Source organism: Terrabacter sp. AAH1 (assembly GCF_054456855.1).
In genome coordinates, this window is record NZ_JBTJJV010000012.1 from 35310 (window position 1) to 57181 (window position 21872).

General features: G+C 72.3%; 21 protein-coding genes. 17 read left to right on the forward strand and 4 right to left on the reverse strand.

Annotation, left to right across the window (positions count from 1 at the left end):
• Nucleotides 1-7: 7 nt before the first annotated feature.
• The 7 genes from ACXR8F_RS16640 to purE all read left to right on the forward strand — a co-directional run bounded on the left by ACXR8F_RS16640 (nt 8) and on the right by purE (nt 6432).
• Complete coding sequence (locus tag ACXR8F_RS16640; RefSeq protein ID WP_458802119.1) at nt 8-1201, forward strand: adenylate/guanylate cyclase domain-containing protein; 1194 nt, start codon at nt 8-10, stop codon at nt 1199-1201.
• Nucleotides 1202-1221: 20 nt separating this feature from the next.
• On the forward strand, nt 1222-2097 hold the full coding sequence (locus ACXR8F_RS16645; protein ID WP_458802121.1) for an enoyl-CoA hydratase/isomerase family protein: 876 nt from the start codon (nt 1222-1224) through the stop codon (nt 2095-2097).
• A 116-nt stretch (nt 2098-2213) separates the two neighbouring features.
• Nucleotides 2214-2891, forward strand: coding sequence for a response regulator transcription factor (locus ACXR8F_RS16650; RefSeq protein ID WP_045192804.1), 678 nt, complete (start codon nt 2214-2216; stop codon nt 2889-2891).
• A gap of 11 nt (nt 2892-2902) precedes the next feature.
• Nucleotides 2903-3922, forward strand: coding sequence for a sensor histidine kinase (locus tag ACXR8F_RS16655; protein WP_458802123.1), 1020 nt, complete (start codon nt 2903-2905; stop codon nt 3920-3922).
• Nucleotides 3923-3988: 66 nt separating this feature from the next.
• The gene (locus ACXR8F_RS16660) at nt 3989-4648 is read left to right on the forward strand and encodes a GtrA family protein (protein ID WP_045192806.1); all 660 of its coding nucleotides are present in this window, start codon (nt 3989-3991) and stop codon (nt 4646-4648) included.
• Nucleotides 4649-4669: 21 nt separating this feature from the next.
• Complete coding sequence (locus ACXR8F_RS16665) at nt 4670-5875, forward strand: 5-(carboxyamino)imidazole ribonucleotide synthase (protein ID WP_458802126.1); 1206 nt, start codon at nt 4670-4672, stop codon at nt 5873-5875.
• On the forward strand, nt 5872-6432 hold the full coding sequence (gene purE / locus ACXR8F_RS16670) for a 5-(carboxyamino)imidazole ribonucleotide mutase (RefSeq protein ID WP_458802128.1): 561 nt from the start codon (nt 5872-5874) through the stop codon (nt 6430-6432). The genes ACXR8F_RS16665 and purE overlap by 4 nt, the downstream gene beginning before the upstream one ends.
• A 34-nt stretch (nt 6433-6466) precedes the next feature.
• On the opposite strand, the gene ACXR8F_RS16675 is transcribed toward purE, so the two are convergent.
• Nucleotides 6467-6931, reverse strand: coding sequence for a CoA-binding protein (locus ACXR8F_RS16675; RefSeq protein WP_045192808.1), 465 nt, complete (start codon nt 6929-6931; stop codon nt 6467-6469).
• Nucleotides 6932-7016: 85 nt separating this feature from the next.
• Here ACXR8F_RS16675 and ACXR8F_RS16680 point away from each other — a divergent pair, with 85 nt between their 5' ends.
• Nucleotides 7017-8036: an LLM class F420-dependent oxidoreductase gene (locus tag ACXR8F_RS16680; RefSeq protein WP_458802130.1), complete on the forward strand. Its 1020-nt coding sequence runs from the start codon at nt 7017-7019 to the stop codon at nt 8034-8036.
• Between the two features lie 20 nt (nt 8037-8056).
• On the opposite strand, the gene ACXR8F_RS16685 is transcribed toward ACXR8F_RS16680, so the two are convergent.
• From ACXR8F_RS16685 to ACXR8F_RS16695, 3 genes are read right to left on the reverse strand one after another with little or no spacing between them, the layout of a single operon-like run.
• Nucleotides 8057-8833, reverse strand: a complete 777-nt coding sequence (locus ACXR8F_RS16685; protein ID WP_458802132.1) for an SDR family oxidoreductase — start codon at nt 8831-8833, stop codon at nt 8057-8059.
• Entirely contained in the window at nt 8830-9615 is a 786-nt protein-coding gene (locus ACXR8F_RS16690) for an acylneuraminate cytidylyltransferase family protein (RefSeq protein ID WP_458802134.1), read from the reverse strand. Before ACXR8F_RS16690 ends, ACXR8F_RS16685 begins: the two co-directional genes overlap by 4 nt.
• Nucleotides 9612-10637 carry a Gfo/Idh/MocA family oxidoreductase gene (locus ACXR8F_RS16695; RefSeq protein ID WP_458802136.1) on the reverse strand — a complete coding sequence of 342 codons (1026 nt, stop codon included), beginning with the start codon at nt 10635-10637 and terminating at the stop codon, nt 9612-9614. Before ACXR8F_RS16695 ends, ACXR8F_RS16690 begins: the two co-directional genes overlap by 4 nt.
• Before the next feature lie 44 nt (nt 10638-10681).
• Between ACXR8F_RS16695 and ACXR8F_RS16700 the strand changes: the two genes are divergently transcribed.
• From ACXR8F_RS16700 to ACXR8F_RS16740, 9 genes are all read left to right on the forward strand, one after another.
• The gene (locus tag ACXR8F_RS16700) at nt 10682-12103 is read left to right on the forward strand and encodes a lipopolysaccharide biosynthesis protein (protein WP_458802139.1); all 1422 of its coding nucleotides are present in this window, start codon (nt 10682-10684) and stop codon (nt 12101-12103) included.
• 62 nt (nt 12104-12165) lie between these two features.
• Nucleotides 12166-13572 carry a hypothetical protein gene (locus ACXR8F_RS16705; RefSeq protein WP_458802141.1) on the forward strand — a complete coding sequence of 469 codons (1407 nt, stop codon included), beginning with the start codon at nt 12166-12168 and terminating at the stop codon, nt 13570-13572.
• Nucleotides 13569-14219, forward strand: coding sequence for a NeuD/PglB/VioB family sugar acetyltransferase (locus ACXR8F_RS16710; RefSeq protein WP_458802143.1), 651 nt, complete (start codon nt 13569-13571; stop codon nt 14217-14219). The genes ACXR8F_RS16705 and ACXR8F_RS16710 overlap by 4 nt, the downstream gene beginning before the upstream one ends.
• A 53-nt stretch (nt 14220-14272) precedes the next feature.
• On the forward strand, nt 14273-15313 hold the full coding sequence (locus ACXR8F_RS16715) for an N-acetylneuraminate synthase family protein (RefSeq protein WP_458802145.1): 1041 nt from the start codon (nt 14273-14275) through the stop codon (nt 15311-15313).
• Nucleotides 15310-16617, forward strand: a complete 1308-nt coding sequence (neuC, locus tag ACXR8F_RS16720) for a UDP-N-acetylglucosamine 2-epimerase (RefSeq protein WP_458802147.1) — start codon at nt 15310-15312, stop codon at nt 16615-16617. Before ACXR8F_RS16715 ends, neuC begins: the two co-directional genes overlap by 4 nt.
• Nucleotides 16614-17669: a nucleotidyltransferase family protein gene (locus ACXR8F_RS16725; protein ID WP_458802148.1), complete on the forward strand. Its 1056-nt coding sequence runs from the start codon at nt 16614-16616 to the stop codon at nt 17667-17669. Before neuC ends, ACXR8F_RS16725 begins: the two co-directional genes overlap by 4 nt.
• Nucleotides 17666-18724: an SDR family NAD(P)-dependent oxidoreductase gene (locus ACXR8F_RS16730; RefSeq protein ID WP_458802150.1), complete on the forward strand. Its 1059-nt coding sequence runs from the start codon at nt 17666-17668 to the stop codon at nt 18722-18724. Before ACXR8F_RS16725 ends, ACXR8F_RS16730 begins: the two co-directional genes overlap by 4 nt.
• On the forward strand, nt 18721-19917 hold the full coding sequence (locus ACXR8F_RS16735; protein WP_458802152.1) for a DegT/DnrJ/EryC1/StrS family aminotransferase: 1197 nt from the start codon (nt 18721-18723) through the stop codon (nt 19915-19917). Before ACXR8F_RS16730 ends, ACXR8F_RS16735 begins: the two co-directional genes overlap by 4 nt.
• Nucleotides 19918-19965: 48 nt before the next feature.
• Complete coding sequence (locus tag ACXR8F_RS16740; RefSeq protein ID WP_458802154.1) at nt 19966-21852, forward strand: Na+/H+ antiporter; 1887 nt, start codon at nt 19966-19968, stop codon at nt 21850-21852.
• Nucleotides 21853-21872: the final 20 nt, after the last annotated feature.

Below are 21872 nucleotides of genomic sequence, written 5' to 3' on the forward strand. Positions count from 1 at the left end.
TCGGGCCATGACCGAGCCGGGCACCGAGCCGAGCACCGGGCCCGGCGCCGCTGCCGACGCCGCTCCCGGCGCCCCGCTCAGCGGCGAGGCAGCGGGCAGCGCGGACTACACCGAGCGGCTGCTCGGTCGGCCCCTCGAGCTGCGCCGACGCGACGTCAGCCGCGGCGCCGAGGTCTCGTTGCTGTCGGCCCGCAAGTTCTGGCACGCGCTCGGCTTCCCCGTCGTCGACACCGACGACGAGCTGTTCACGGCGGCCGACCAGCGGGCGCTCGCGGCGGTCGCCGGCATCGTGCGTGACGGGCTGCTCGACGAGCAGGTGGCGCTCGCGATGACCCGGGCCTTCGCCCGGTCGGCCGACCGCCTCGCCGGTTGGCAGTCGCAGCTCATCGCCGAGGCGGTCGAGGAGCACATGACCGCCGCGCTCGCCGACGAGGGCGACGACGACGAGCACGAGACGCGGTCGGTGCCGAGCGTCGAGACCGCCACCGAGACGGCCCGTCGCCTCGCCGAGCTCACCGACCGGCTCGAGCCCCTGCTCGTCTACGCGTGGCGACGGCACCTCTCCGCCACCGTGGCGCGCATGCTCGCCGACGCCGACCCTGAGTCCTACGGCATGACGAAGATGCGGTCGGTGGGCTTCGCCGACCTCGTCAGCTTCACCGCGCTGGTGCGGCGGCTCTCCGAGCGTGACCTCGCCCGCCTCGTCTCGCGGTTCGAGGCGCTGTCGGCCGACGTCATCACCGCCCACGGTGGACGCCTCATCAAGACGGTGGGCGACGAGGTGCTGTTCACGACCGTCGGTGCGGCCCCGGCGGCGGCCATCGCCCTCGACCTCGTCGACACGATGACACAGGACGACGTGCTCCCAGCGGTGCGCTGCGGCATGGCGCGGGGCCCGATCATCTCCCGGCTCGGCGACGTCTTCGGCACGACGGTCAACCGCGCCTCGCGCCTCACCGCCGTCGCGCAGGCGGGCACCGTGCTCGTCGACGCCACGATGGCCCGCGAGCTCGCTGCCCTCTCGGGCTTCGAGCTGACCGGCCAGCGGCGGCGCATCCTCCGGGGCGTCGGGCCCGTGACGCCGTCACTGCTGCGCCGCGCGGCCGCCACCGGACGACGGCAGGCCCCGAACGGGTCAGTGCCCGACCTCATCCAGCCCACCGAGCCCAGCCAGCGAGCCGGGTCACGCAGCGACGCGTGACCTTCGAAGGAGACCGACGTATGCCGTCAACGCCGACCGCAGCCGAGCCCCCCGCCGAGCCCCCCACCGAGCGCCCCGCCGAGACCGCCGACGGTGCGGGCGACTCGGTCCTCGTGCGCGTCGAGCGCTTCGACGAGCCGGACCTGGCCCACGTCGCGGAGATCGTGCTCGACCGGCCCGAGGCCATGAACGCCGTCTCGACCGCGATGGCGAGGTCGATCGCGGCCGCCACCGCTCAGGTCGCCGCCGACGAGTCGGTGCGCTGCGTCGTGCTCACGTCAAGCCACGACAAGGCGTTCTGCGTCGGCGCCGACCTCAAGGAGCGCAACTCCTTCACCGACGCCGACCTCATGGAGCAGCGGCCGGTGGCACGGGCGGCGTACGGCGGGGTGCTCGCCCTGCCGGTGCCCGTCATCGCCGCCGTCGACGGGTTCGCCCTCGGGGGCGGCTTCGAGCTCGCCCTCTCGTGCGACCTCGTCGTGGCAGGGGAGGACGCCCTCGTCGGGCTGCCCGAGGTGAGCGTCGGCGTCATCCCGGGCGGCGGCGGCACACAGCTGCTCGTGCGCCGCGTCGGGTGGTCACGCGCCGCCCGCGCCATCTTCACCGCCGCGCGCCTGCCGGCCCGCGAGGCGCTCGAGCTCGGCGCTGTCGACGAGGTCGTGGCCGCCGGGACCGCGCGCGAGCGCGCACTCGAGATCGCCCGCACCATCGCCCGCAACTCGCCCGTCGGCCTCCGCAACGCCAAGCGAGCCATGCGTCTCGGCGCCGACGTCGACCTCGCGTCGGGCCTCGAGATCGAGGACGGCTGCTGGCGCGCGACCGCCTTCTCCGGCGACCGGCGCGAGGGTGTCGCCGCCTTCGCCGAGAAGCGCAGGCCGGTCTGGCCGGGACGCTGAGCCTCCGAACTCCCGTGTCCGTGTCGCGGGCGCCTCAGGGTGCGGACCGGGCCTTTCTCGATAGGCTCACGTCGGTCGGTGCGCCCCCACGCCGGCAGATCCTTGAGGACGGTGACATGACCCGAGTGCTCCTGGCGGAGGACGACCCAGCCATCTCCGAGCCGCTGGCGCGCGCGCTGCGGCGCGAGGGCTACGACGTCGACGTGCGCGAGGACGGAGCGGCCGCCCTCGACGGAGCCAAGGAGAACCCCGACCTCGTGCTGCTCGACCTCGGCCTGCCGCGCATCGACGGCCTCGAGGTCTGCCGCCGCATCCGTGCCGAGGGCCGGACCATCCCCGTGCTGATCCTCACCGCCCGGGCCGACGAGGTCGACACGGTCGTGGGTCTCGACGCCGGCGCCGACGACTACGTGACGAAGCCCTTCCGGCTCGCCGAGCTGCTCGCCCGCGTGCGGGCGCTGCTGCGGCGCACGCCGACCGAAGTCGTGGCCTCGGGAGAGCTGGTGCGCATCGACTCCGACGGCCGGCGCGCCTGGTTCAAGGGCGAGGAGCTGCAGCTGACCGCGAAGGAGTTCGACCTCCTCCGGGTGCTCGTGCGCGAGCAGGGCAAGGTCGTCTCGCGCGAGCAGCTGATGCGTGAGATCTGGGACACCGCGTGGTTCGGGTCCACCAAGACCCTCGACATGCACATCTCGGTGCTGCGCCGGAAGCTCGGCGACGACGCCACCTCACCGCAGTACATCGCCACGGTGCGTGGCGTCGGTTTCCGTTTCGAGCGACCGCAGGCCGACTGACCGTGAGGCGCATGCTCGATCGGATGGCGTTCGTCGTGGCGGCGGTGTGTGCTGGTGTCTGCGTGCTGCTGGCCACTGCCGTCATCGCCTTCGTCATCTCGAGCCGGCGCGACTTCGTCACCGACTGGCTGGGCTCCGACCCGTCCACCGGCGTCGCCCGCTTCGGGGCGGTGATGCTGGCCGTCGGCGCGGTCGGTGGCGTGTCGGCATACCTCGTGACCCTCGGCACCCGCGCCCGCGTCGAGCGCTCGTCGAGGGAGCTCGTCGACCTCGCCACGCGCTTCGCCGCGGGCGAGGCTCGGCTCACCCCCGTGCACTCCGAGATCGACGAGATCGAGCACGTGTCGGGCGTCATGACCCGCCGCGCCCACGACATGACGAAGTCCCTCGCGGCCGAGCGCGACTTCGCGGCCGACGCCTCCCACCAGCTGCGCACGCCGCTGACGGCGCTGCTCATGCGTCTCGAGGAGATCTCCGAGACCGACGACGCCGAGGTCGTCAAGGAGGAGGCCAACATCGCCATCGCGCAGGTCGAGCGCCTCACCCGCGTCGTCGACGACCTGCTCGGGCGCACCCGTGGCGCCGGTGGGCCCTCACCCGCGGTGTCGCTCGACTCGGTCATCGCCGCCCTGCAACGCGAGTGGCAGCCGGCCTTCGAGCAGGCCCGCCGCTCGGTGCGCGTCCGTGGCGAGCGTGGCCTCTTCGTCCGCTCCACGCCGGTCGCGCTCTCGCAGGTGCTCTCGACGCTGCTCGAGAACTCCCTCGTGCACGGGCGCGGCACCGTCGACGTGCACGCCCGCCGCTCCGGGCCGTCGGTGATCGTCGAGGTCAGCGACCAGGGCGACGGCGTGCCCGCCGCGATGGCGCCACACATCTTCGAGCGCTCCGTCAGCAGCGGCGCCGGCGGCAGCACCGGGCTGGGCCTCGCCCTCGCCCGCGACCTCGCCGAGTCCAACGGCGGCCGTCTCGACCTCGTCCAGGCGCAGCCGGCGCGTTTCGCGCTCTTCCTCTCCGAGGCCGAGACCGACTGACGATCCTCCACGTCGGGTCCGGCGAACGCGCCGGGAACGCCGGGTTCGTCGGGGTAGGGTGCCCGCGTGAGGCGCCTGCATGAGTTCCTGTTCGTGCGCCACCGCCACAACTGGGTGCTGCTGCTCCGGTTCGGGGTCGTGGGGGCCTCCGGCGTGCTCGTCAACCTGCTGACCCTCATCGCCGTCAAGAAGCTGGGGCCGGGCTTCAACGAGGCGATCGTGGGCCTGCCGGCGAGCGACTTCAACGTGCGCTGGTACCACGTCTACTCGACCGTCGCGTTCGTCGTCGCCAACCTCTGGAACTTCCAGCTGAACCGGACGTGGACCTTCCGCACCTCGGCGCACGCCCGCTGGTGGCACGAGTACTGGCCGTTCCTGGCCGTCGGGCTGCTCGGCCAGGTCGTGGGCCTGCTGCTGCTGACGATGCTGATGCACCTCGACTCGCCGCTGCACCTGCCGACGTCGGTCTTCGACGACTCGACCGGCTTCCGCACCCGCCTCTACTGGGCGCAGCTGATCGTCATCGCCGTCGTCACGCCGATCTCCTTCGTGCTCAACAAGATCTGGACCTTCGCCGCGGTGCGCAGCCACCACCCCGACCTCGCCGACCCGAGCCATGCCGAGGCGGTGCTCCACGACGAGACCGCGGACGCCGCTCTCGCCGCCGGTCAGGCGGCCGGCACCGCGACCGGTCCGGGGACGGGCCGCTCCGACCGCCCCGCCTGAGGCCCACTACGCTTGGGCGACGTGAGCAAGCCGAAACGCGCCCCCGGAGGATTCCCCGTCGTCGGCGTGGTCGGAGGTGGTCAGCTCGCCCGCATGATGCAGGGGCCTGCCGTCGAACTGGGCCTGCAGCTGTCGGTGCTCGCCGAGAGCGACATGGCGGCCGCCGCGCTCGTCGTGCCGAGCTCGCCCGTGGGCGAGCACACCGACCTCGACACGGTGCGGGCCTTCGCCGAGCACTGCGACGTCGTCACCTTCGACCACGAGCACGTGCCGCCGGAGGTCCTCGAGGCGCTCGAGGCAGACGGCATCACCATCCACCCCACCCGCGCCGCCCTGCGCTTCGCCCAGGACAAGCTGGCCATGCGCGAACGCCTCACCGACCTGGGCATCGCGTGCCCCCGCTGGGCTCGCGCCACCACGGCCGACGAGGTGACGGCCTTCGGTGACGAGGTCGGCTGGCCGATCATCGCGAAGACCCCGCGCGGCGGCTACGACGGCAAGGGGGTGGCCGTGGCGTCGTCGGCCGACGACGTCGCCGACTGGCTGTCGAAGGTCGGAGAGCCCGGTCCGCTCGCGGACGGCCTGCTCCTCGAGGAGAAGGTCGACTTCGTCCGAGAGCTCGCCGTCCTCATCGCGCGCAGCCCGTCCGGGCAGGCGGCCGCGTGGCCCGTCGTCGAGACCGTCCAGACCGACGGCATCTGCACCGAGGTGCTCGCACCCGCGCCGGCGCTCGACGACGACCTCGCCTCCGTGGTCACCGAGGCGGGGCTGCGGATCGCCGGGGAGCTCGGCGTCACCGGGGTGCTCGCCGTCGAGATGTTCGAGGTGCGTCCCGGCAGGGGTGGCCAGGCGGCATACGTCGTCAACGAGCTCGCGATGCGCCCGCACAACAGCGGGCACTGGACCATGGACGGCGCGGTCACCGGTCAGTTCGAGCAGCACCTGCGGGCCGTGCTCGACCTGCCGCTCGGCGACCCGCGGCCCCGCGCCCCGTGGACCGTCATGGCCAACGTGCTGGGCGGCGACCGGCCAGAGCACGGGGAGCTCTACTCCGCCTACCGCCACATCATGGCGCGCGATCCCGGGGCCAAGGTGCACGTCTACGGCAAGGGCGTGCGGCCCGGTCGCAAGATCGGGCACGTCAACGTCAGCTCGGGCGACCTCGACGAAGCGCGAGAGCGCGCCGGGCACGCGGCCGACTACCTCCGAGGAGTGATCACCGAATGAGCGCCACCGCAGCCACGCCTCCCTCCAACGAGGGGGCCGCGCCCGTCGTCGGCATCGTCATGGGCAGCGACAGCGACTGGCCCGTCATGCGCGAGGCCGCGCGGGCGCTCGAGGAGTTCGGCATCCCCTACGAGGCCGACGTCGTGTCGGCGCACCGGATGCCCGACGAGATGATCGCCTACGGCCAGAGCGCTGCCGACCGCGGCCTCCGCGTGGTCATCGCCGGCGCCGGCGGCGCTGCGCACCTGCCGGGCATGCTCGCCTCGGTGACGCCGCTGCCCGTCGTGGGCGTGCCGGTGCCACTCAAGTACCTCGACGGGATGGACTCGCTGCTGTCGATCGTCCAGATGCCGGCCGGCGTCCCGGTCGCGACGGTCTCGATCGGTGGGGCCCGCAACGCGGGGCTGCTCGCGGCGCGGATCGTCGGGACAGGCAGCGACGAGCTCGCCGCCGACGTGCGTGAGCGCATGGTGGCCTTCCAGGCCGACCTGCGCGACCAGGCGCACGCCAAGGGAGCCTCGCTGCGCGAGCACGTGACCCGGGGGCTCGGCGACTGACGGCCCCCCGGGCGCCCGTCAGGACGCGGTCCGCTCAGTCGGTGACGGCGTCGGCCCCGTCACCGGGCCGGACCCGTGGGTACTCGATCTTCGGGCAGGTGTCCATGACGACCGAGAGCCCGGCCGCCTCGGCGCGGGCGGCCGCGTCGTCGTCGATGACGCCGAGCTGGAGCCACAGCGCCTCGATGCCGAGCCGGGCGCTCTCGGCGATGGCCTCGTCGACGACCGCGCCCACGCGCCCGCTGTTGACGAAGCAGTCGACGACCTTGACCACCGTGCCGTCAGGGATGTCGGCGAGGGTCTTGTAGCCCTGCGCGCCGTGCACGGTCGCGGCGGTGGGGTGGACGGGCACGAGTCGGATGCCGAGCTCACGCTGGAGCCACAGCGAGACCCGGTATGCCGTGCGGTCGGGATTGTCACCGAGGCCCACGACGGCCCACGTCGCCGGGGTGTAGAGCAGGTCGCGGATGACGTCGGGGTCGTTGCGGTGCAGGCTCATGGCCCCATCCTCACACGCGGGCCGGTGGTGGTCGCGCGTCGATGATGTCCGGAGCGTCCCCAGCCGACCGTGGTTGGATGGTCGGATGCGATTTGGAATGTTCGTCCCCCAGGGTTGGCGCATGGATCTCGTCGGCATCGAGCCGGCGCAGCAGTGGGAAGCCATGGTCAACCTCGCCAAGCACGCCGACGACGGCGACGTCTTCGAGTCCATCTGGGTCTACGACCACTTCCACACCGTGCCGGAGCCCTCGGACGAGGCGACGCACGAGGCGTGGACGCTCATGGCGGCCTTCGCGGCCGCGACGAGCCGGGTGCGCCTCGGCCAGATGTGTACGTGCATGGCCTACCGCAACCCCGCCTACCTCGCGAAGGTCGCGGCGACGGTCGACGTCATCTCGGGCGGCCGCACCGAGATGGGCATCGGCGCCGGCTGGTACGAGCACGAGTGGCGCGCCTACGGCTACGGCTTCCCCAAGGCGGGCGACCGCCTGGGCATGCTGCGCGAGGGCGTCCAGGTCTTCCGCGACATGTGGACCAAGGGCTCGGCCACGCTCGACGGCACGTACTACCAGGTCGACGGCGCCCTCTGCGCCCCACGGCCGCTGCAGGGCACGAGCCACCCGGGCAGCGCCGCCAACGGCATCCCCATGTGGATCGCCGGCGGTGGCGAGAAGGTCACGCTCAAGATCGTGGCCCAGTACGCCGACTACGCGAACGTCGACGGCACGCCCGACGGCTTCACGCGCAAGAGCGAGATCCTCGAGGGCCACTGCAAGGACGTCGGCCGCGACTTCGGCTCGATCGTGCGCTCGGCCAACTACAACGTCGTCATCGGCGAGACCGAGGCCGATGTCGAGGACCGCCTCGCCTTCAACGGCGAGCTGCTGCGCCGCGGCGGCGTGCCCGAGAAGAAGGTCGAGGAGCACGTCGCGAACCTGCGCACGCAGCCCGCGGTCGGCACGCCGGAGAAGATCGTCGAGATGTTCAAGGACATGGAGTCGCGCGGCATGACGTACGCGATCACCTACTTCGGCGAAGCGGCGTACGACCGCTCGGGCATCGAGCTCTTCGAGGACAAGGTCGCCCCCGAGCTCAAGGGCTGAGTGCCGGTCGGCTGGGCGGCCTACCAGGCCGTCCAGCCGCCGTCTACGGCGACGACCTGCCCGGTGACGTACGCCGACGCGTCCGACGCGAGCCACGAGACGACACCCCTGAAGTCGTCCTCGGTGCCCATCCGCCCCAACGGGGTGAGCCGTTCGTAGCGTCCCACGAAGGCGTCGTCCTGCCCGCGCGCGATGCCGCCGGGGGCGAAGGCGTTGACGCGCACCTCCGGTGCGAGAACCGTGGACAGGTAGCGGGTCAGCTGCGCGAGCCCTCCCTTGCTGGCTGCGTAGGCCGCCGGGTTGCCCATGCGCGTGCCCTCGTAGAGCCCCATGTTGGGTCCGACGAGCCCGTAGATGCTCGAGACGTTGACGACGCTGCCGTGACCGCTGGCGCGCAGCAGTGGCGCGAGGCGGCGGGTCAGCGAGAAGGGCGCCGTCAGGTTGAGGGCCAGCGCCATCGTGAAGGCCTCGTCGGTCTGCTCGTCGAACGGGACGGCATACCCGGGAACGCCGGAGGTGCCGGTGAACGCGGCGTTGTTGACGAGCACGTCGCAGGCGCCGAGGTCGGTGACGGTGCCGACGACGTGCGACAGGCCTTGCGGGTCGAGGAGGTTCGCGCCGAGCGCCACGTGGCCCGAGCCCTGCAGCTCGTCGGCCGCCGTGGAGCACGCCGTCTCGTCGAGGTCGACGACGACGACGCGGGCGCCCGCGGTCGCGAGCGCGTCGGCGAGCACCCGTCCGAGGGGGCCGGCGCCGCCGGTGACGACGGCGGTGCGTCCGGTCAGGTCGGTCGTCATCGGACGGTCTCCTCGGTGGCCACGGCGGTGTCGAGCCAGGGCAGTCTGATGAGCCCGGCTCCGATGAGGGCCTCGATGAGGCGGAACTCGTACTCGTCGTCGATCGAGAACGCCTGGGCCTCGGGGATCTCCAGCCCCGCGTGGGTGCCCTCGTCGAACCACGAGGCCTCGAGGCGGCGCACGAAGTCGGCCCGCCAGAGGTAGAAGTTGCCGTTGATGCGCAGGAACCGGTCGACGTCCTGGCGGCGGGTGACGCCGGTGCCGGCGTCGAAGTAGCGGCCCAGGGCGCCGTCACGACCGGCGTCGGGGCGCACGCCCACCCAGACGGGGTTGAAGGTCGGCTCGGACACGCTGATGACGCCGTCGAGCGCAGGGGTGTCGGTGAGGCGGCGGGCGGCCTCGGCGAGCTGGTCGGGCACTCGCGCGGGGCTGGTCGGGTCGAGGAGGAGCACGGCGTCGTAGGCGCTGCCCTCGTCGTGCTCGGCCCACTCGAGGGCGTGCCGCACGACGGGCGCCATCGGGGTGTCGTCGGCGGCGAGCTCCGCGGGCCGCAGGAAGGGCGCCTCCCCACCGTGCTCGCGCACGACGCCAGCGATCTCGTCGGAGTCCGTCGTCACGATGCAGCGTGTGACCTCGGGCGTCAGCGCGGCGGCGCGCACGCTGTGCACGATGAGCGGCAGACCCCACATCGGACGGATGTTCTTGCCGGGCAGACCCTTCGAGCCCCCTCGCGCCGGGATGATGGCGAGGACGCGTGGGGTGGCGGGCGGCGCATCTGTCACGAGGGCTCCTCCGGGAGGCTGGGTGCGGGGCCGGTGCGGGGTCGGGTGGCCCGTGCGGCGTCACACAGGGCCACGGCGGCGACCCCGTCGGCGAGAGTGGCGGGGGCGCCCCGGGCGGTGCGCTGGTCGACCGGCGCGGTGGGCAGCAGGTCGAGGGCGGCGCGGGCCTGGGTGCCCATGACGATGTCGCGGTCGCGGTCGAGGTCGAAGACCTGCTCGGAGGTGTCGCCCTCCGGTGTCGTGTGGCGCACGACGGCGTTCACCACGTCCCACTCGAGGCGGCCGTCGGGGGAGTGGACGACGACCCCGCGGCTCGTCGGGCGGGTGGTGTAGTCGAGGCGCGCCGTGACGGTGAAGGACCGGTCGGTGGTCCACAGGAGGGTCGCCGCCTGGTCGGCTCGGATGTCGAGCGGACCGCTGGTCTCGACGGCCGCGCCGAGCAGTGTCGGTGCGCCGAAAAGGACGCCGGCGTAGTCGATCTCGTGCACGAGGTCGCGCAGGACACCGCCTTCGTCGGCCCGCGCCGAGTAGGAGTCGCGGTAGTCGCGGTCGGGCCGCCAGTCGGGCAGCCACGACTGCGACCACACGTGCGCGGAGGCGGGCGGGTCGAGATGGTTCACGAGTCGGCGCAGGTGGCGGAAGGCCTCGTGGGCCCGGAGCGGGGCCGCGACCCAGACCAACGTGTGTCGCAAGTGCGCCACCAACGCGGCGGCGTCAGCGGCGGTGGGCGCAACTGGCTTCTCGAGAAGCACCTTCTCGGCGCCTCCGTCGAGAGCCTCGAGCGCGTCGGCGACGTGTCGCGACGTGTCGGTGGCCACGACCACGAGAGCGGCGCCGCGCACTGCGTCAGGACCGGTCGTGTCGTCCAACAGGCGAGCGCCGGTCACCTCGTCGACGGCGTCGCCACCCGCGCCTCGGTCGCGGACCGGCCACAACGAGACGTCGGCACCGACTTGGCGGAAGACGCGAGCGTGACGCTGCCCGATCGAACCGGACCCGCGCACGACGACGCTCGCGCTCACGACGCGCTCACCCGGTCCTCCTTCGCTCTAGTAGGTTTCCCATCGTGGCAGATCCACCCGCGGCTGAGGCAGCGACCACCCCCTTCGGGCGCACCATGGCGCTGCACTCGGTCGTCTACGTGCTCGGGACGGCGCTGCAGGGCGTCGGCGTGCTGCTCATCATCCCATTCGCCACCCGCGTGCTCGGCGCCGCCGAGTTCGGCCGCGTCGCCACCGGGCTCGTGGCCGTTCAGATGGTAGGTACCCTCGCTGCTGCCGGCCTTCCGCAGGTGATCCTGCGCGAGCAGCACCGGGGCAGTGAGGGGCCGCGCGTGAGCCGGGCGCTCGCCGGCGCCATGGTCCTTGTGGCGCTCGGCGTCGGCGTGCTCGGTGCGGTGGTCGTCGCGGTCGTCGCCGCCACGGGTAGGGGCGCGCTCGGCCAGATGCTGCCCGTCGTCGTGGCAGCTGTGGCCCTCACTGTCGTCGTCAGCGGCCAGACCCTGATGCGGGCCCGGATGAAGCCGCTCGGCTTCTTCGTCCTCGCGGTCGGCTCCACGGTGCTGGCCCAGCTCGGCGGCTTGCTCGCTGCGCGCGCCCAACCGACCGCGACGACCTACCTGACGGCATATGCGGGCGTGCTCGCCGCTGTTGCGGCCGTGGCCGTCGTCGTCGGCCGACCGTTGCCGCCCACCGCAGAGCCGGCCCGCGTCCGCGCGGGAGCGCGGCTCGCCGCGCCGCTCCTGCCCCAGGCGGCCGCGATGCTCGGCCTGCTCATGGGTGACGTCGTGCTGACCAGCACTCTGCTCGGGGCGTCGGCCGCCGGTGGCTACCAGGTCGCGCTGCAGCTGGCGAACACGGCGTTCGTTCTGTCGACGGCGCTGTTCAACGCCTGGGGTCCGCTCGTGCTCTCGCACCCGATCGATCGACGCTGGTCGTTCACGTCCCGGACCGGAGCCGTGCTCATCGGCCTGGTCGTGGCCGGCGGCGCCGGCGTGGCCGTGCTCGGGCCGTGGCTCGTCTCCCTCATGACCCGTTCGGACTTCGACCGTGCCGCGATGGTACCGACTCTCGGCTGGCTCACGGCGGTGGCTGCGGCCTACATGCTCTATCAGGGCAGCTCGCTGGCCGTCCTCGACGCCGAGCGCACCGGACATCTGGCGTGGGGAGCAATCCTGGCGTTGGGCGTGCTCGTCGTCGGCACCCTCGTGCTGGCTCCGCCGCTCGGCATCGTCGGTATCGCTGTGGCAAAGGTGGCCGCGTACCTAGTGCTCGCCGGCACGACGGCCTGGCTGGCCGCGCGCCACTCGGAGCTGCGGTGGTCGCCTCTCGCCTACGCCGCGGTCGCCACGTCTGTCGTCCTCGGGGCATGCACGGGGCTGCTCGGCACCTCAGGCATCGGCGCCTGGCTGCGCATCGGAGTGGCCGTAGCCATCGTGGTCGCCGTGCTCGCAGCGACGCCCGCGGCCCTGCGCGTCGTTCGCCGATAGGCTGACGTCGCTCGTTCGCCCAGACGTCAGGAGTCGTGTTCGTGGTTGTCCCGTTGGTCCACATGGGGTTGGGTTACGACGACCTCCTCGTCCCCTCGCTCGTGCACGCCGGCTTCGAGACCAAGGAACTCATCCTGGTGGCGCGCACCGAGGCCAACCTCGCCTGGGTGCGCAGGCACGCCCCACGGGCCACCGTCGTCCGCCTGCCGTACGCGGCCGCGCGCCGCGCCAACGTCGTCTCGGGCCTCACGCCCCATGCCGCGCTCAAGCGGGCCGCGGCGGGCGTCGGCCTCGACGTCCTCGACCTGCTCGTGTCCGAACGGGCGGTGCGGCGCAACCGGGTCGACACCGCGATGAACTTCCTCAACCTCGCCGCGGAGGAGCTGGAGTCGGCCATCAAGGGACGTGGCCCAGTCTTCGCCCTGGCTGAGTTCACCGTCGTCTCGGAGCTGCTGACGGCCGGCCTGGTCACCCACCACGGCGGCCTCGCCGTGTGGCCGCGTGGCATCCGGCTGCCCTCCGACCGCTTCGGCCTCGTCGGCACCCCGACCGGGATCACCCTGTGGGAGCGCACGGTCGAGGCACCCGACGCGATCGCGCGCGGCGAGGAGTTCATCGCCACGTGGCGCAGCGAGCAGGGCCGGCCCGTAGGCTTCGCCCGTAACCTCAGGGTCGAGTCGGGCCAGGAGATCTGGCGACTGGCAACCGACCGGATCCGCGAGTTCAGCCTCGACCGTGGCCGCAACCTGCAGCTGCCCAGGCCGAGCGACTACGCCAAGCTCCCGTGGCTCAACCCGCTCAAGGCGCGGCTCAACCTGCGCGAGTACCAGACCCGCCGCTGGGACCCCGTGCCCGAGAAGTTCGTCTTCATGCCGCTGCACGTGCAGCCGGAGTCCAGCGTCGACGTGATGGGCCAGGAGTGGCGCGACCAGGCCTACACGGCCCGAGTGCTCGCCGATGCGCTCGCACCGCTCGGCATCGGCGTGGCCGTCAAGGAGCACGCCCACTTCATGTGGCGGCGCGATCCCGATTACTGGCCGCAGTTCGACGTCCACCCGAACATCGCGACGATCGACCCGTTCGCCGACTCGCGCCAGCTCATGCGGGAGGCAGTCTTCACCGTGACCGCCACCGGTACCGTCGGACTCGAGGCCGGTCTGCTGGGCCTGCCGGTCGTCTCCGGAGCGAAGATGCCGTGGACGTCGCTCGGCAACGTCGCGCACATCCCGCAGCCCGACGACCTGCCGCGCTTTGTCGAGGACCGCGGCTGGGAGTCGCTGCGCGAGGACCAGTCGCGCATCGACAAGTGGTTCGTGCGCGAGTACGTCCGCAACTCATGGGAGGGCCTCGTGCTCGACCCGCCGCGTGTGCCGGCCGTCCTTGAGCCGGAGAACATCCGCAAGGTCGGCGCCGCCTTCGAAGAGGCCGCGGCCTCCATCGGCCACGTGCCAGCGCGCGGGGTGGCATGACCGAGCCGGCCAGCCGGGCCGACGGGCAGGCCTGGGTCGTCTTCGGCGCCGGCGGTCACGCCCGCTCCGTAGTGGACGTGATCCAGAGACGCGGCGAGATCGTGTTGGCTGTCGTGGGCGAGCCGCGCGGAGCCGCCTGGCCGCAGTCGTTGCTCGCCGACGAGGTCGCCGGCCTCGACCTCGCCGTCCGGCGCGGCTACCTCGTCGTGCCCGCGATCGGTGCAAGCGCGCCAAGGGTGCGGATCATGGACGCCCTGGCCGCCCGCGGCTGGGAAGGTGGCGGTCTCATCGCCGCGACCGCCACCGTCGCGCGCGACGTCGCGCTCGGCGCGGGAACCGCCGTCCTCGAGCACGCGCACATCGGGCCGGCGAGCCGCGTCGGGCGGGCGGTCATCGTGAACACCGGGGCCGTCGTCGAGCACGACTGCATCGTCGGCGAGGGCGTCCACCTCGGGCCGGGCGCCTACCTACTCGGAGCCGCCGAAGTCGGCGACCGCTCCTTCGTCGGGTCCGGAGCCCGAGTGCTGCCAGGCGTGCGGGTCGGCTCCGACGTGACGGTCGGGGCTGGGGCCGTGGTTGTGGCCGACGTGCCCGATGGCGTTACCGTCGTCGGGATGCCGGCGCGACCGCCCGGCCGACGCGCCTGACCCCGGTCCCGCCGTCCCGACGTCCCGTCCCCGTCCCTCAGCCAGGAGCTCCCGTGCAGACCGTGACCATCGCCGCGACAGCGGTCCCCACCCCCGGAGACGTCTACGTCATCGCCGAGGCTGGGGTCAACCACAATGGCGACGTCGACCTGGCCCACCAGCTCATCGACGTCGCGGTCCGCTCCGGCGCCGACGCCGTGAAGTTCCAGACCTTCTCGCCTGACAAGCTCGTGTCGTCGGCCGCGGCCTCCACGCCCTACCAGCGCGAGCGCGGTGGCAGCGCCGACCAGCGCAGCCTGCTCGAGGCCCTCACCCTGCCCAGGAGTGCCTGGGAGGAACTGCGCGACCACGCCACCGAGGGCGGCACGACCTTCCTGTCGACGCCGTTCGACCTCGACAGCGCGGAGATGCTCGTCACCCTCGGGCTGCCTGCCCTCAAGGTGAGCTCGGGCGAGCTGACCAACCTGCCCTACCTGCGGCAGATAGCGGCACTGGGCGTCACCCTGCTCGTCAGCACCGGCATGGGCACCGAGGCCGAGGTGACCGCCGCCGTCGAGGCCTGCGCCGAGGCGCCCGGGCTCGTGCTTTTCCACTGCGTCTCCGCCTACCCAGCGCCGATCGAGGAGTGCAACCTGCGGGCCATTCCCCGTCTCGCCGACGCGCACGGCGTGCCCGTGGGGTGGAGCGACCACACGCCCGGCCTGACGACCGCCCTCGGCGCCGTGGCGCTCGGGGCGCCGATCCTCGAGAAGCACTTCACGACCGACCGCACCCTCCCCGGCCCCGACCACATGGCCAGCCTCGAGCCGGACGAGCTCGCACATTACGTCGCGCAGACCAAGCTGCTTGCCCGGGGGCTCGGCGACGGCAACAAGGTGCGTCAGCCGTCCGAGCAGGAGAACGCCGTCCTGGTGCGTCGGTCGTGGCACGCCGTGAGCGACCTGGCCGCTGGGGCGGTCCTCGACGGTGCCGACCTCGCCCTGCTGCGACCGGAGGGTGGCATCAGCCCTGCCCACGACATCCGCGGACGCGTACTCGCCCGCGACGTCGCCGCCGGCGCGCCCCTGACCGACGAAGACCTGCAGGTCCCGTGACTCTTCCGCCCGCTTCCTCCGCCGCGCCCGCAGACCATGGCACGACACGCACCGCCGCGACGACCGTTGCCGTCTTCGTCGGCACCCGCGCCGACCTCGGGCCACTCTCACCGGTCATCGAGGCGCTCGAGCAGTCTCCTGACATCGCGCTCCGTCTCCTGACCGGCGTCATGTACGCCGCGGACGACCTCGCCGCTGCGCTGCCCGACCTCCTGACGCCGCTGGAATGGCGCGAGCGGGTGACCCCGCTCGCCGAACCGATGTCGGACGTCACGGTCGAGACCCAGCTCGAGCAAGGAGCCGTGCTCGCCCGCGGGACGGGACAGGCTCTGGCGCGTCTCGAGGCCGAAGTACTCGTCGTGCTCGGCGACCGCTGGGAACTGCTGTACGTCGTGCCATCGGCCTTCCTGCTGGGGGTGCCGATCGTGCACCTGCACGGTGGAGAAGTGACCGAGGGCGCCGTCGACGAGCGGGTCCGCCACGCCGTGAGCAAGCTCGCCGACCAGCACTGCGCCGCCTCTGCCGACGCCGCCGCACGCCTCGTCCAGATGGGCGAGCCGGTGGAGCGCGTGCACGTCACCGGGGCTCCGGGCCTCGACCGCCTCGCCGCGGCGACACCGCTTCCCGACGACGTGCTCGCGCGGCTCGTCGGGCTGCCCGAGGTGCGCCGCCCCCTCGGCCTCTTCACCTACCACCCGCCGACCGCCGACGGTGACGCCCCGGTCGGCCGGTGGGCCCGCGAGGCCGCCGAGGCCACTCTCGACGAGTGCGGCACGGTCATCGCCACCTACCCTGGCATGGATCACGGACGCGAAGAGATCCTCGCGACGCTCTCCGAGCTGGCCGCGGCCGAGCCCGAGAGGTTCGCCTTCGTCGAGGCGCTCGGCCGCGACTACCCCTCCGTCCTGGCTGGCGTCGACGTCGTCGTAGGGAACTCCTCCTCCGGCGTCATCGAGGCGGCGACCGTCCACACAGCAGGCGTCGACATCGGCGACCGCCAGCTGGGCCGTCTTCGCGGCGGTAACGTGCTGCACAGCGCCGAGGGGGCCGACGCGGTGCGCGAAGCGGTGCGCACCGTCCTGCAGCCGGCCTGGCAGGCTAGGGTCGCCAAGGTCGCCAACCCCTATGGCGCAGGTGACGCCAGCCGGCGAATCGTCGATATCGTTCGCTCAGCACCGTCTGGGAGCCGGCGCAAGCCGTTCGTCACTCTGGACGAGCGGGCCGACGCCTACGCGGGTGCGCCGGCGCACCCATCGACCGAGGCTGTGACCGACCCATCGACCGACATGAGGGGAGAGCCGTGACCTCGCGGGACCTTCGGGCGGCGTGCGCTCCGACGACCGCCACGATCAGAGAGGCCCTGGAGGTCATCGACCGGAGCGCGACGTCCGTCTGCCTCCTCGTCGACGACGAAGGGCGCCTGACCGGACTGCTCACCGACGGTGACCTGCGCCGCGCCTTCCTCAACGGCGCTGCGCTCGACGACCCAGCGCTGCACCACGCGACGACCGAGCCGAAGACGGTCGACGCCGGCACCACCCGCGCCCTCGTGCTCGATCTCATGCGCGCAGTGCGCATCTCCGTCGTGCCGGAGGTCGAGACCACCGGCCTCGTCGTGGGCCTGCACACGCTCTCGGACGTGGTGGGGGCATCGCCACGCGACAACGTCGCCGTCATCATGGCCGGCGGCAAGGGCACCCGGCTGGGGGCACTGACCAAGCACACCCCCAAGCCGCTCATGACCGTCGCAGGCCGCTCGATCATCGAGTGGATCATCCTCAACCTCGTCGGTGACGGCATTCGCGACGTCTACGTCAGCGTCAATTACCTTGCCGAGCAGATCGAGGAGCACCTCGGTGACGGCAGCCGCCTCGGCTGCCGCATCTCCTACCTGCGCGAGGAGCCGGACAACCCACTCGGGACTGCGGGCAGCCTGACGCTGCTGCGCGCCGAGCGTCCCGACCTCGCCGACCCGGTCATCGTCATGAACGGCGACCTCATGGTCCAGTTCGAGGCGAGCGCGCTCCTCGAGACGCACCGACGGCACCGGGCGTCGGTGACGATGGCAACTCGCTCGTATCAGCACGAGGTGCCCTTCGGCGTCGTCGAGAGCGACGGTGGTCGCGTGACCGGGGTCGTCGAGAAGCCGACGCTGTCGTTCGACATCAACGCCGCCGTGTACGCCGTCGAGCCCGAGGCTCTCGCACTCCTGCCTGAGGGGCAGCCGAGTACCATGCCGGGGCTCGTTGAGATGTGCCTGCAGCGCGGGAAGACCGTTGCTGCGTGGCCGATTTCCACCGATTGGATCGACGTGGGCACCCCCACGGACCTTGCCCGCGCGAAAGGACAGGCGTGACCAACGCTCAGCACAGTGACATGACGGCCCTCGAGGCCGTCCCCATGAAGGACTCGGTCTCGGGAAAGAGCGTCCTGGTGACGGGCTCGGACGGGTTCATCGGGTCGCACGTCGTCGAGCGGCTGGTGGCCGACGGGGCGCGGGTCAAGGCGTTCTGTCTCTACAACTCGAACGGCTCGACCGGCTGGCTCGAGGAGTCCGACACGTTCAAGCGGGCCGTGCGCGACGGGCAGGCCGAGGTCGTGCTGGGCGACATCCGCGACCCCGAGCACGTGATGGCGAGCACCGAGGGCGTCGACGTCGTGCTGCACCTGGCGGCGCTCATCGCGATCCCGTTCTCGTACGTGGCCCCCCGCTCGTACGTCGAGACCAACGTCATCGGGACGCTCAACGTGCTCGAGGCGGTGCGCCGGCACGGCACGCCGCGGATGGTGAACACATCGACGTCGGAGGTGTACGGCACTCCCGAGGAGGTGCCGATCACCGAGGCGCACCCGCTGCGGGGGCAGTCGCCGTACTCGGCGACGAAGATCTCGGCCGACAAGATGTGCGAGTCGTACGCCCTGTCGTTCGAGACGCCGGTGACGACGCTGCGCCCGTTCAACACCTTCGGGCCGCGGCAGTCGACGCGTGCCGTCATCCCGACGGTGCTCGCGCAGCTGCTCGCCGGCGCGAGCCAGCTGAAGCTCGGTGACGTGAGCCCGAAGCGCGACTTCACCTTCGTCACCGACACCGCAGACGGGTTCGTGCGAGCCGCGCTGGCCGACGTCGCGCCCGGCACGACGATCCAGCTCGGCACCGGCCGCACGGTCTCGGTCGGCGAGGTGGTCGAGCTGTGCCGCAAGGTCACCGGCAGCGACGCCGAGATCGTCACCGAGAGCGCCCGCATCCGGCCCGAGGGATCGGAGGTGCAGATCCTGCTGTCCGACCCCTCCCGCGCCAACGAGGTGCTCGGGTGGGCGCCGACCGTCTCGCTGGAGGAGGGCCTCGCCGCGACCGCCGAGTGGCTGCGCCCGCGCGTCGACCCCGAGACGGCCGGGCGGTACCACCGGTGAGCGGCACGGACAGCGCTTCCGCGGTGGAGGCGCACGCCCCCGGCGCTCGAGGGCCCGAGGGGACCATCCCGCTCGCGGTGCCCAACATCGGCGAGCTTGAGCGGCGCTACGTCCTCGAGGCCGTCGAGTCCGGATTCGTCTCGTCGGTCGGGCCGTTCGTCTCGGAGTTCGAGCGGCGCTTCGCCGCTCGGGTCGGGTCGAAGCACGCCATCGCGTGCGCCACCGGCACGGCGGCGATCCACGTCGGGCTCCTGCTCCTCGGGGTCGAGCAGGGCGACGACGTCGTCTGCTCCGACTTCACCTTCGTCGGCTCGGTCAACCCCATCGCATATCTCGGAGCCCGGCCCGTCCTCGTCGACTCCGAGACCACGACGTGGAACCTCGACCCGGCGCTGCTCGCCGCCGAGCTCGACCGACGCGCCGCCGCGGGCGAGGCCCAGCCAAAGGTTGTCGAGATCGTCCACGTGCTCGGCCAGCCCGCCGACATGGAACCGCTCATGGACGCCTGCGACCGGCACGGCATACCCGTGCTCGAGGACGCCGCTGAGTCGCTCGGGGCCACCTGGTCGGGCGGGCGCTACGCCGGCAGGCACACCGGAACGGTCGGGCGCATCGGCTGCTTCTCCTTCAACGGCAACAAGATCGCGACCACCGGCGGGGGCGGCATGATCGTCACCGACGACGACGACCTCGCCGCCCGGGCCCGGCACCTGACGACGCAGGCGAAGGTGCCCGACGTCGGCTACCTCCACGACGAGGTCGGCTACAACTACCGCCTCACCAACCTCGCCGCCGGCCTCGGCCTCGCGCAGCTCGAGCGGCTCGACGAGTTCGTCGCGGCCAAGCACCGCATCGCGGCCCGCTACGACGCGGCGTTCGCCGACCTGTCGCTCGTGCTGCCGCCGCGCGTCGAAGGCCTGGACGCCACCTACTGGCTGTACTCGGTGCTCGTGCCCGAGGGCGACGGCCGCGGCCGTGACGACTTCCTCGAGCACCTCCACGCCCGCGGCGTCGGCGCGCGCGCCCTGTGGCGGCCGCTGCACGCCCAGCCGCCGTTCCTCACCGCGCCGGTGCTCGGCGGGGCCGTCGGCGACGGGCTCTTCGGGCGCGGCCTGTCGCTGCCGTGCGCGACCGAGCTGACCGAGACCGACCAGGACCGCGTCATCGAGGCCGTGCGCTCCTTCTTCGCCTGACGCGAAAGGGAGCGACAGCACGAGAGCCGCGTACGGCAGGATGTCGTCGTGGAGATCGCCATCGGGCTGCTCGCCATCGCGGCCACCGTCCTCGGCGGCGCGTGGCTCGCCGACCGCTTCGAGCTGCCGGCGCCGCTCGTGCTCATCGTCCTCGGCATCGCCGGGTCCTACCTGCCGTTCGTGCCCGAGGTCGCGCTCAGCCCCGATGTGGTGCTGCTCGGCATCCTGCCCCCGCTGCTGTATGCCGCCGCGATCCAGACCTCGCTCGTCGACTTCCGCAACAACCGGGCCGTCATCCTCGGGCTCTCCGTGGGGCTCGTGCTCTTCACGGCTCTCGGGGTCGCGGTCTTCCTCAGCCTGGTGCTCGACGTGCAGTTCGGCGTCGCCTTCGCGATCGGCGCGGTCGTCGCTCCGCCCGACGCCGTGGCGGCAACGGCGGTCGGTCGCCGGATCGGGCTGCCGCGCCGCCTCGTGTCGATCCTCGAGGGCGAGTCGCTCGTCAACGACGCCACCGCGCTCGTGTCGCTGCGCACCGCTCTCGCCGCGGCCGGTCTGGCGTCAGGCACGGTCGCCTCCGACGTGACCTTCGGCCGAGTCGTGCTCGACTTCCTCTGGGCCTCGCTCGGCGGTGCAGCCATCGGCTTCGTCGTCTCGCTGGTGATCGTGGTGCTGCGCAAGCGGTTCTCGACCGAACCGGCCTTCGACACCGTGCTGTCGTTCATGGCGCCCTTCGCCGCCTACGTGCCCGCCGAGGAGGTGCACGCCTCGGGCGTCATCGCCGTCGTCACGGCGGGCCTGATCCTCGGCCACAAGTCGCCGACGACCCAGTCGGGAGCCTCGCGCCTCAGCGAGCGGATCAACTGGGGGTCAATCCAGTTCCTGCTCGAGAACGCGGTCTTCCTGCTCATCGGGTTGCAGGTGTTCTACGTGCTCCAGGACGTCCGCAGCTCCGACCTCTCCGCCGGCCGGATCGCCTTCGCGGCGGTCGGCACCCTGGTGGCGGTGCTCCTGCTCCGGCCACTGTGGGTCTTCCCGTTCCGCTACGTGCGCACCCACGTCCTGCGCGCCGAGGCCGAGGCGCCGTGGTCGCACTCGGGGGTGCTGTCGTGGGCGGGCATGAGGGGCGTCGTGACGCTCGCCGCCGCGCTGCTGCTGCCCCTCGAGACCCAACACCGTGACGTGCTCGTGCTGATCGCCGTCGTCGTCACCATCGGCACGCTCCTCATCCAGGGCACCACGTTGCCGTGGGTCGCCCGGCGCCTCGGGGTGCGCGGGCCCGACCCGCGTGAGGACGCGCTGCAGGCCGCGACGGTGCTGCAGGCGGCCACCCGGTCGGGGCTCGAGCTGCTCGACGGGATGTCCGACGTCGACGAGTCGACGAAGGAGATGCTGCGCGACCGTGCGTCCGTGCGGGTCAACCAGCTGTGGGAGCGGCTCGGGCCGCGCGGCCTCGACGGGGTCGAGCCGCCGAGCACGCAGTACCGCAGGGCGCGGCTGAAGATGCTCGACGCGGAGCGCAGCGAGGTGCTGCGACTGCGTGACGAGGGGCGTGCCGACGACGTCGTGCTGCGCACGGTGCTCGGCGCCCTCGACCTCGAGGAGACGATGCTCGACCGCCTCGAGGACCAGGAGAACCGACTGGCAGAAAGTGAGATGTTGCCCGTGGACACCATCGAGGCTCCGTGTGAGCATCTCCAGGAGAGCGACGCCTGCTCCGAGCCCCGCACCCCGGAAGGGTGTGAGGAGTGCCTCCGCGACGGCACGACGTGGGTGCACCTGCGCCTGTGCCTGGCGTGCGGGCACGTCGGCTGCTGCGACTCCTCGGAGTTCAAGCACGCGTCCGCCCACTTCCACGATAGCTCTCACCCGGTCATGCGCTCGCTCGAGCCCGGGGAGTCGTGGCGGTGGTGCTTCGTCGACGAGGTGGTCGGCTGAGGGTCGCGTCAGTCGCGACC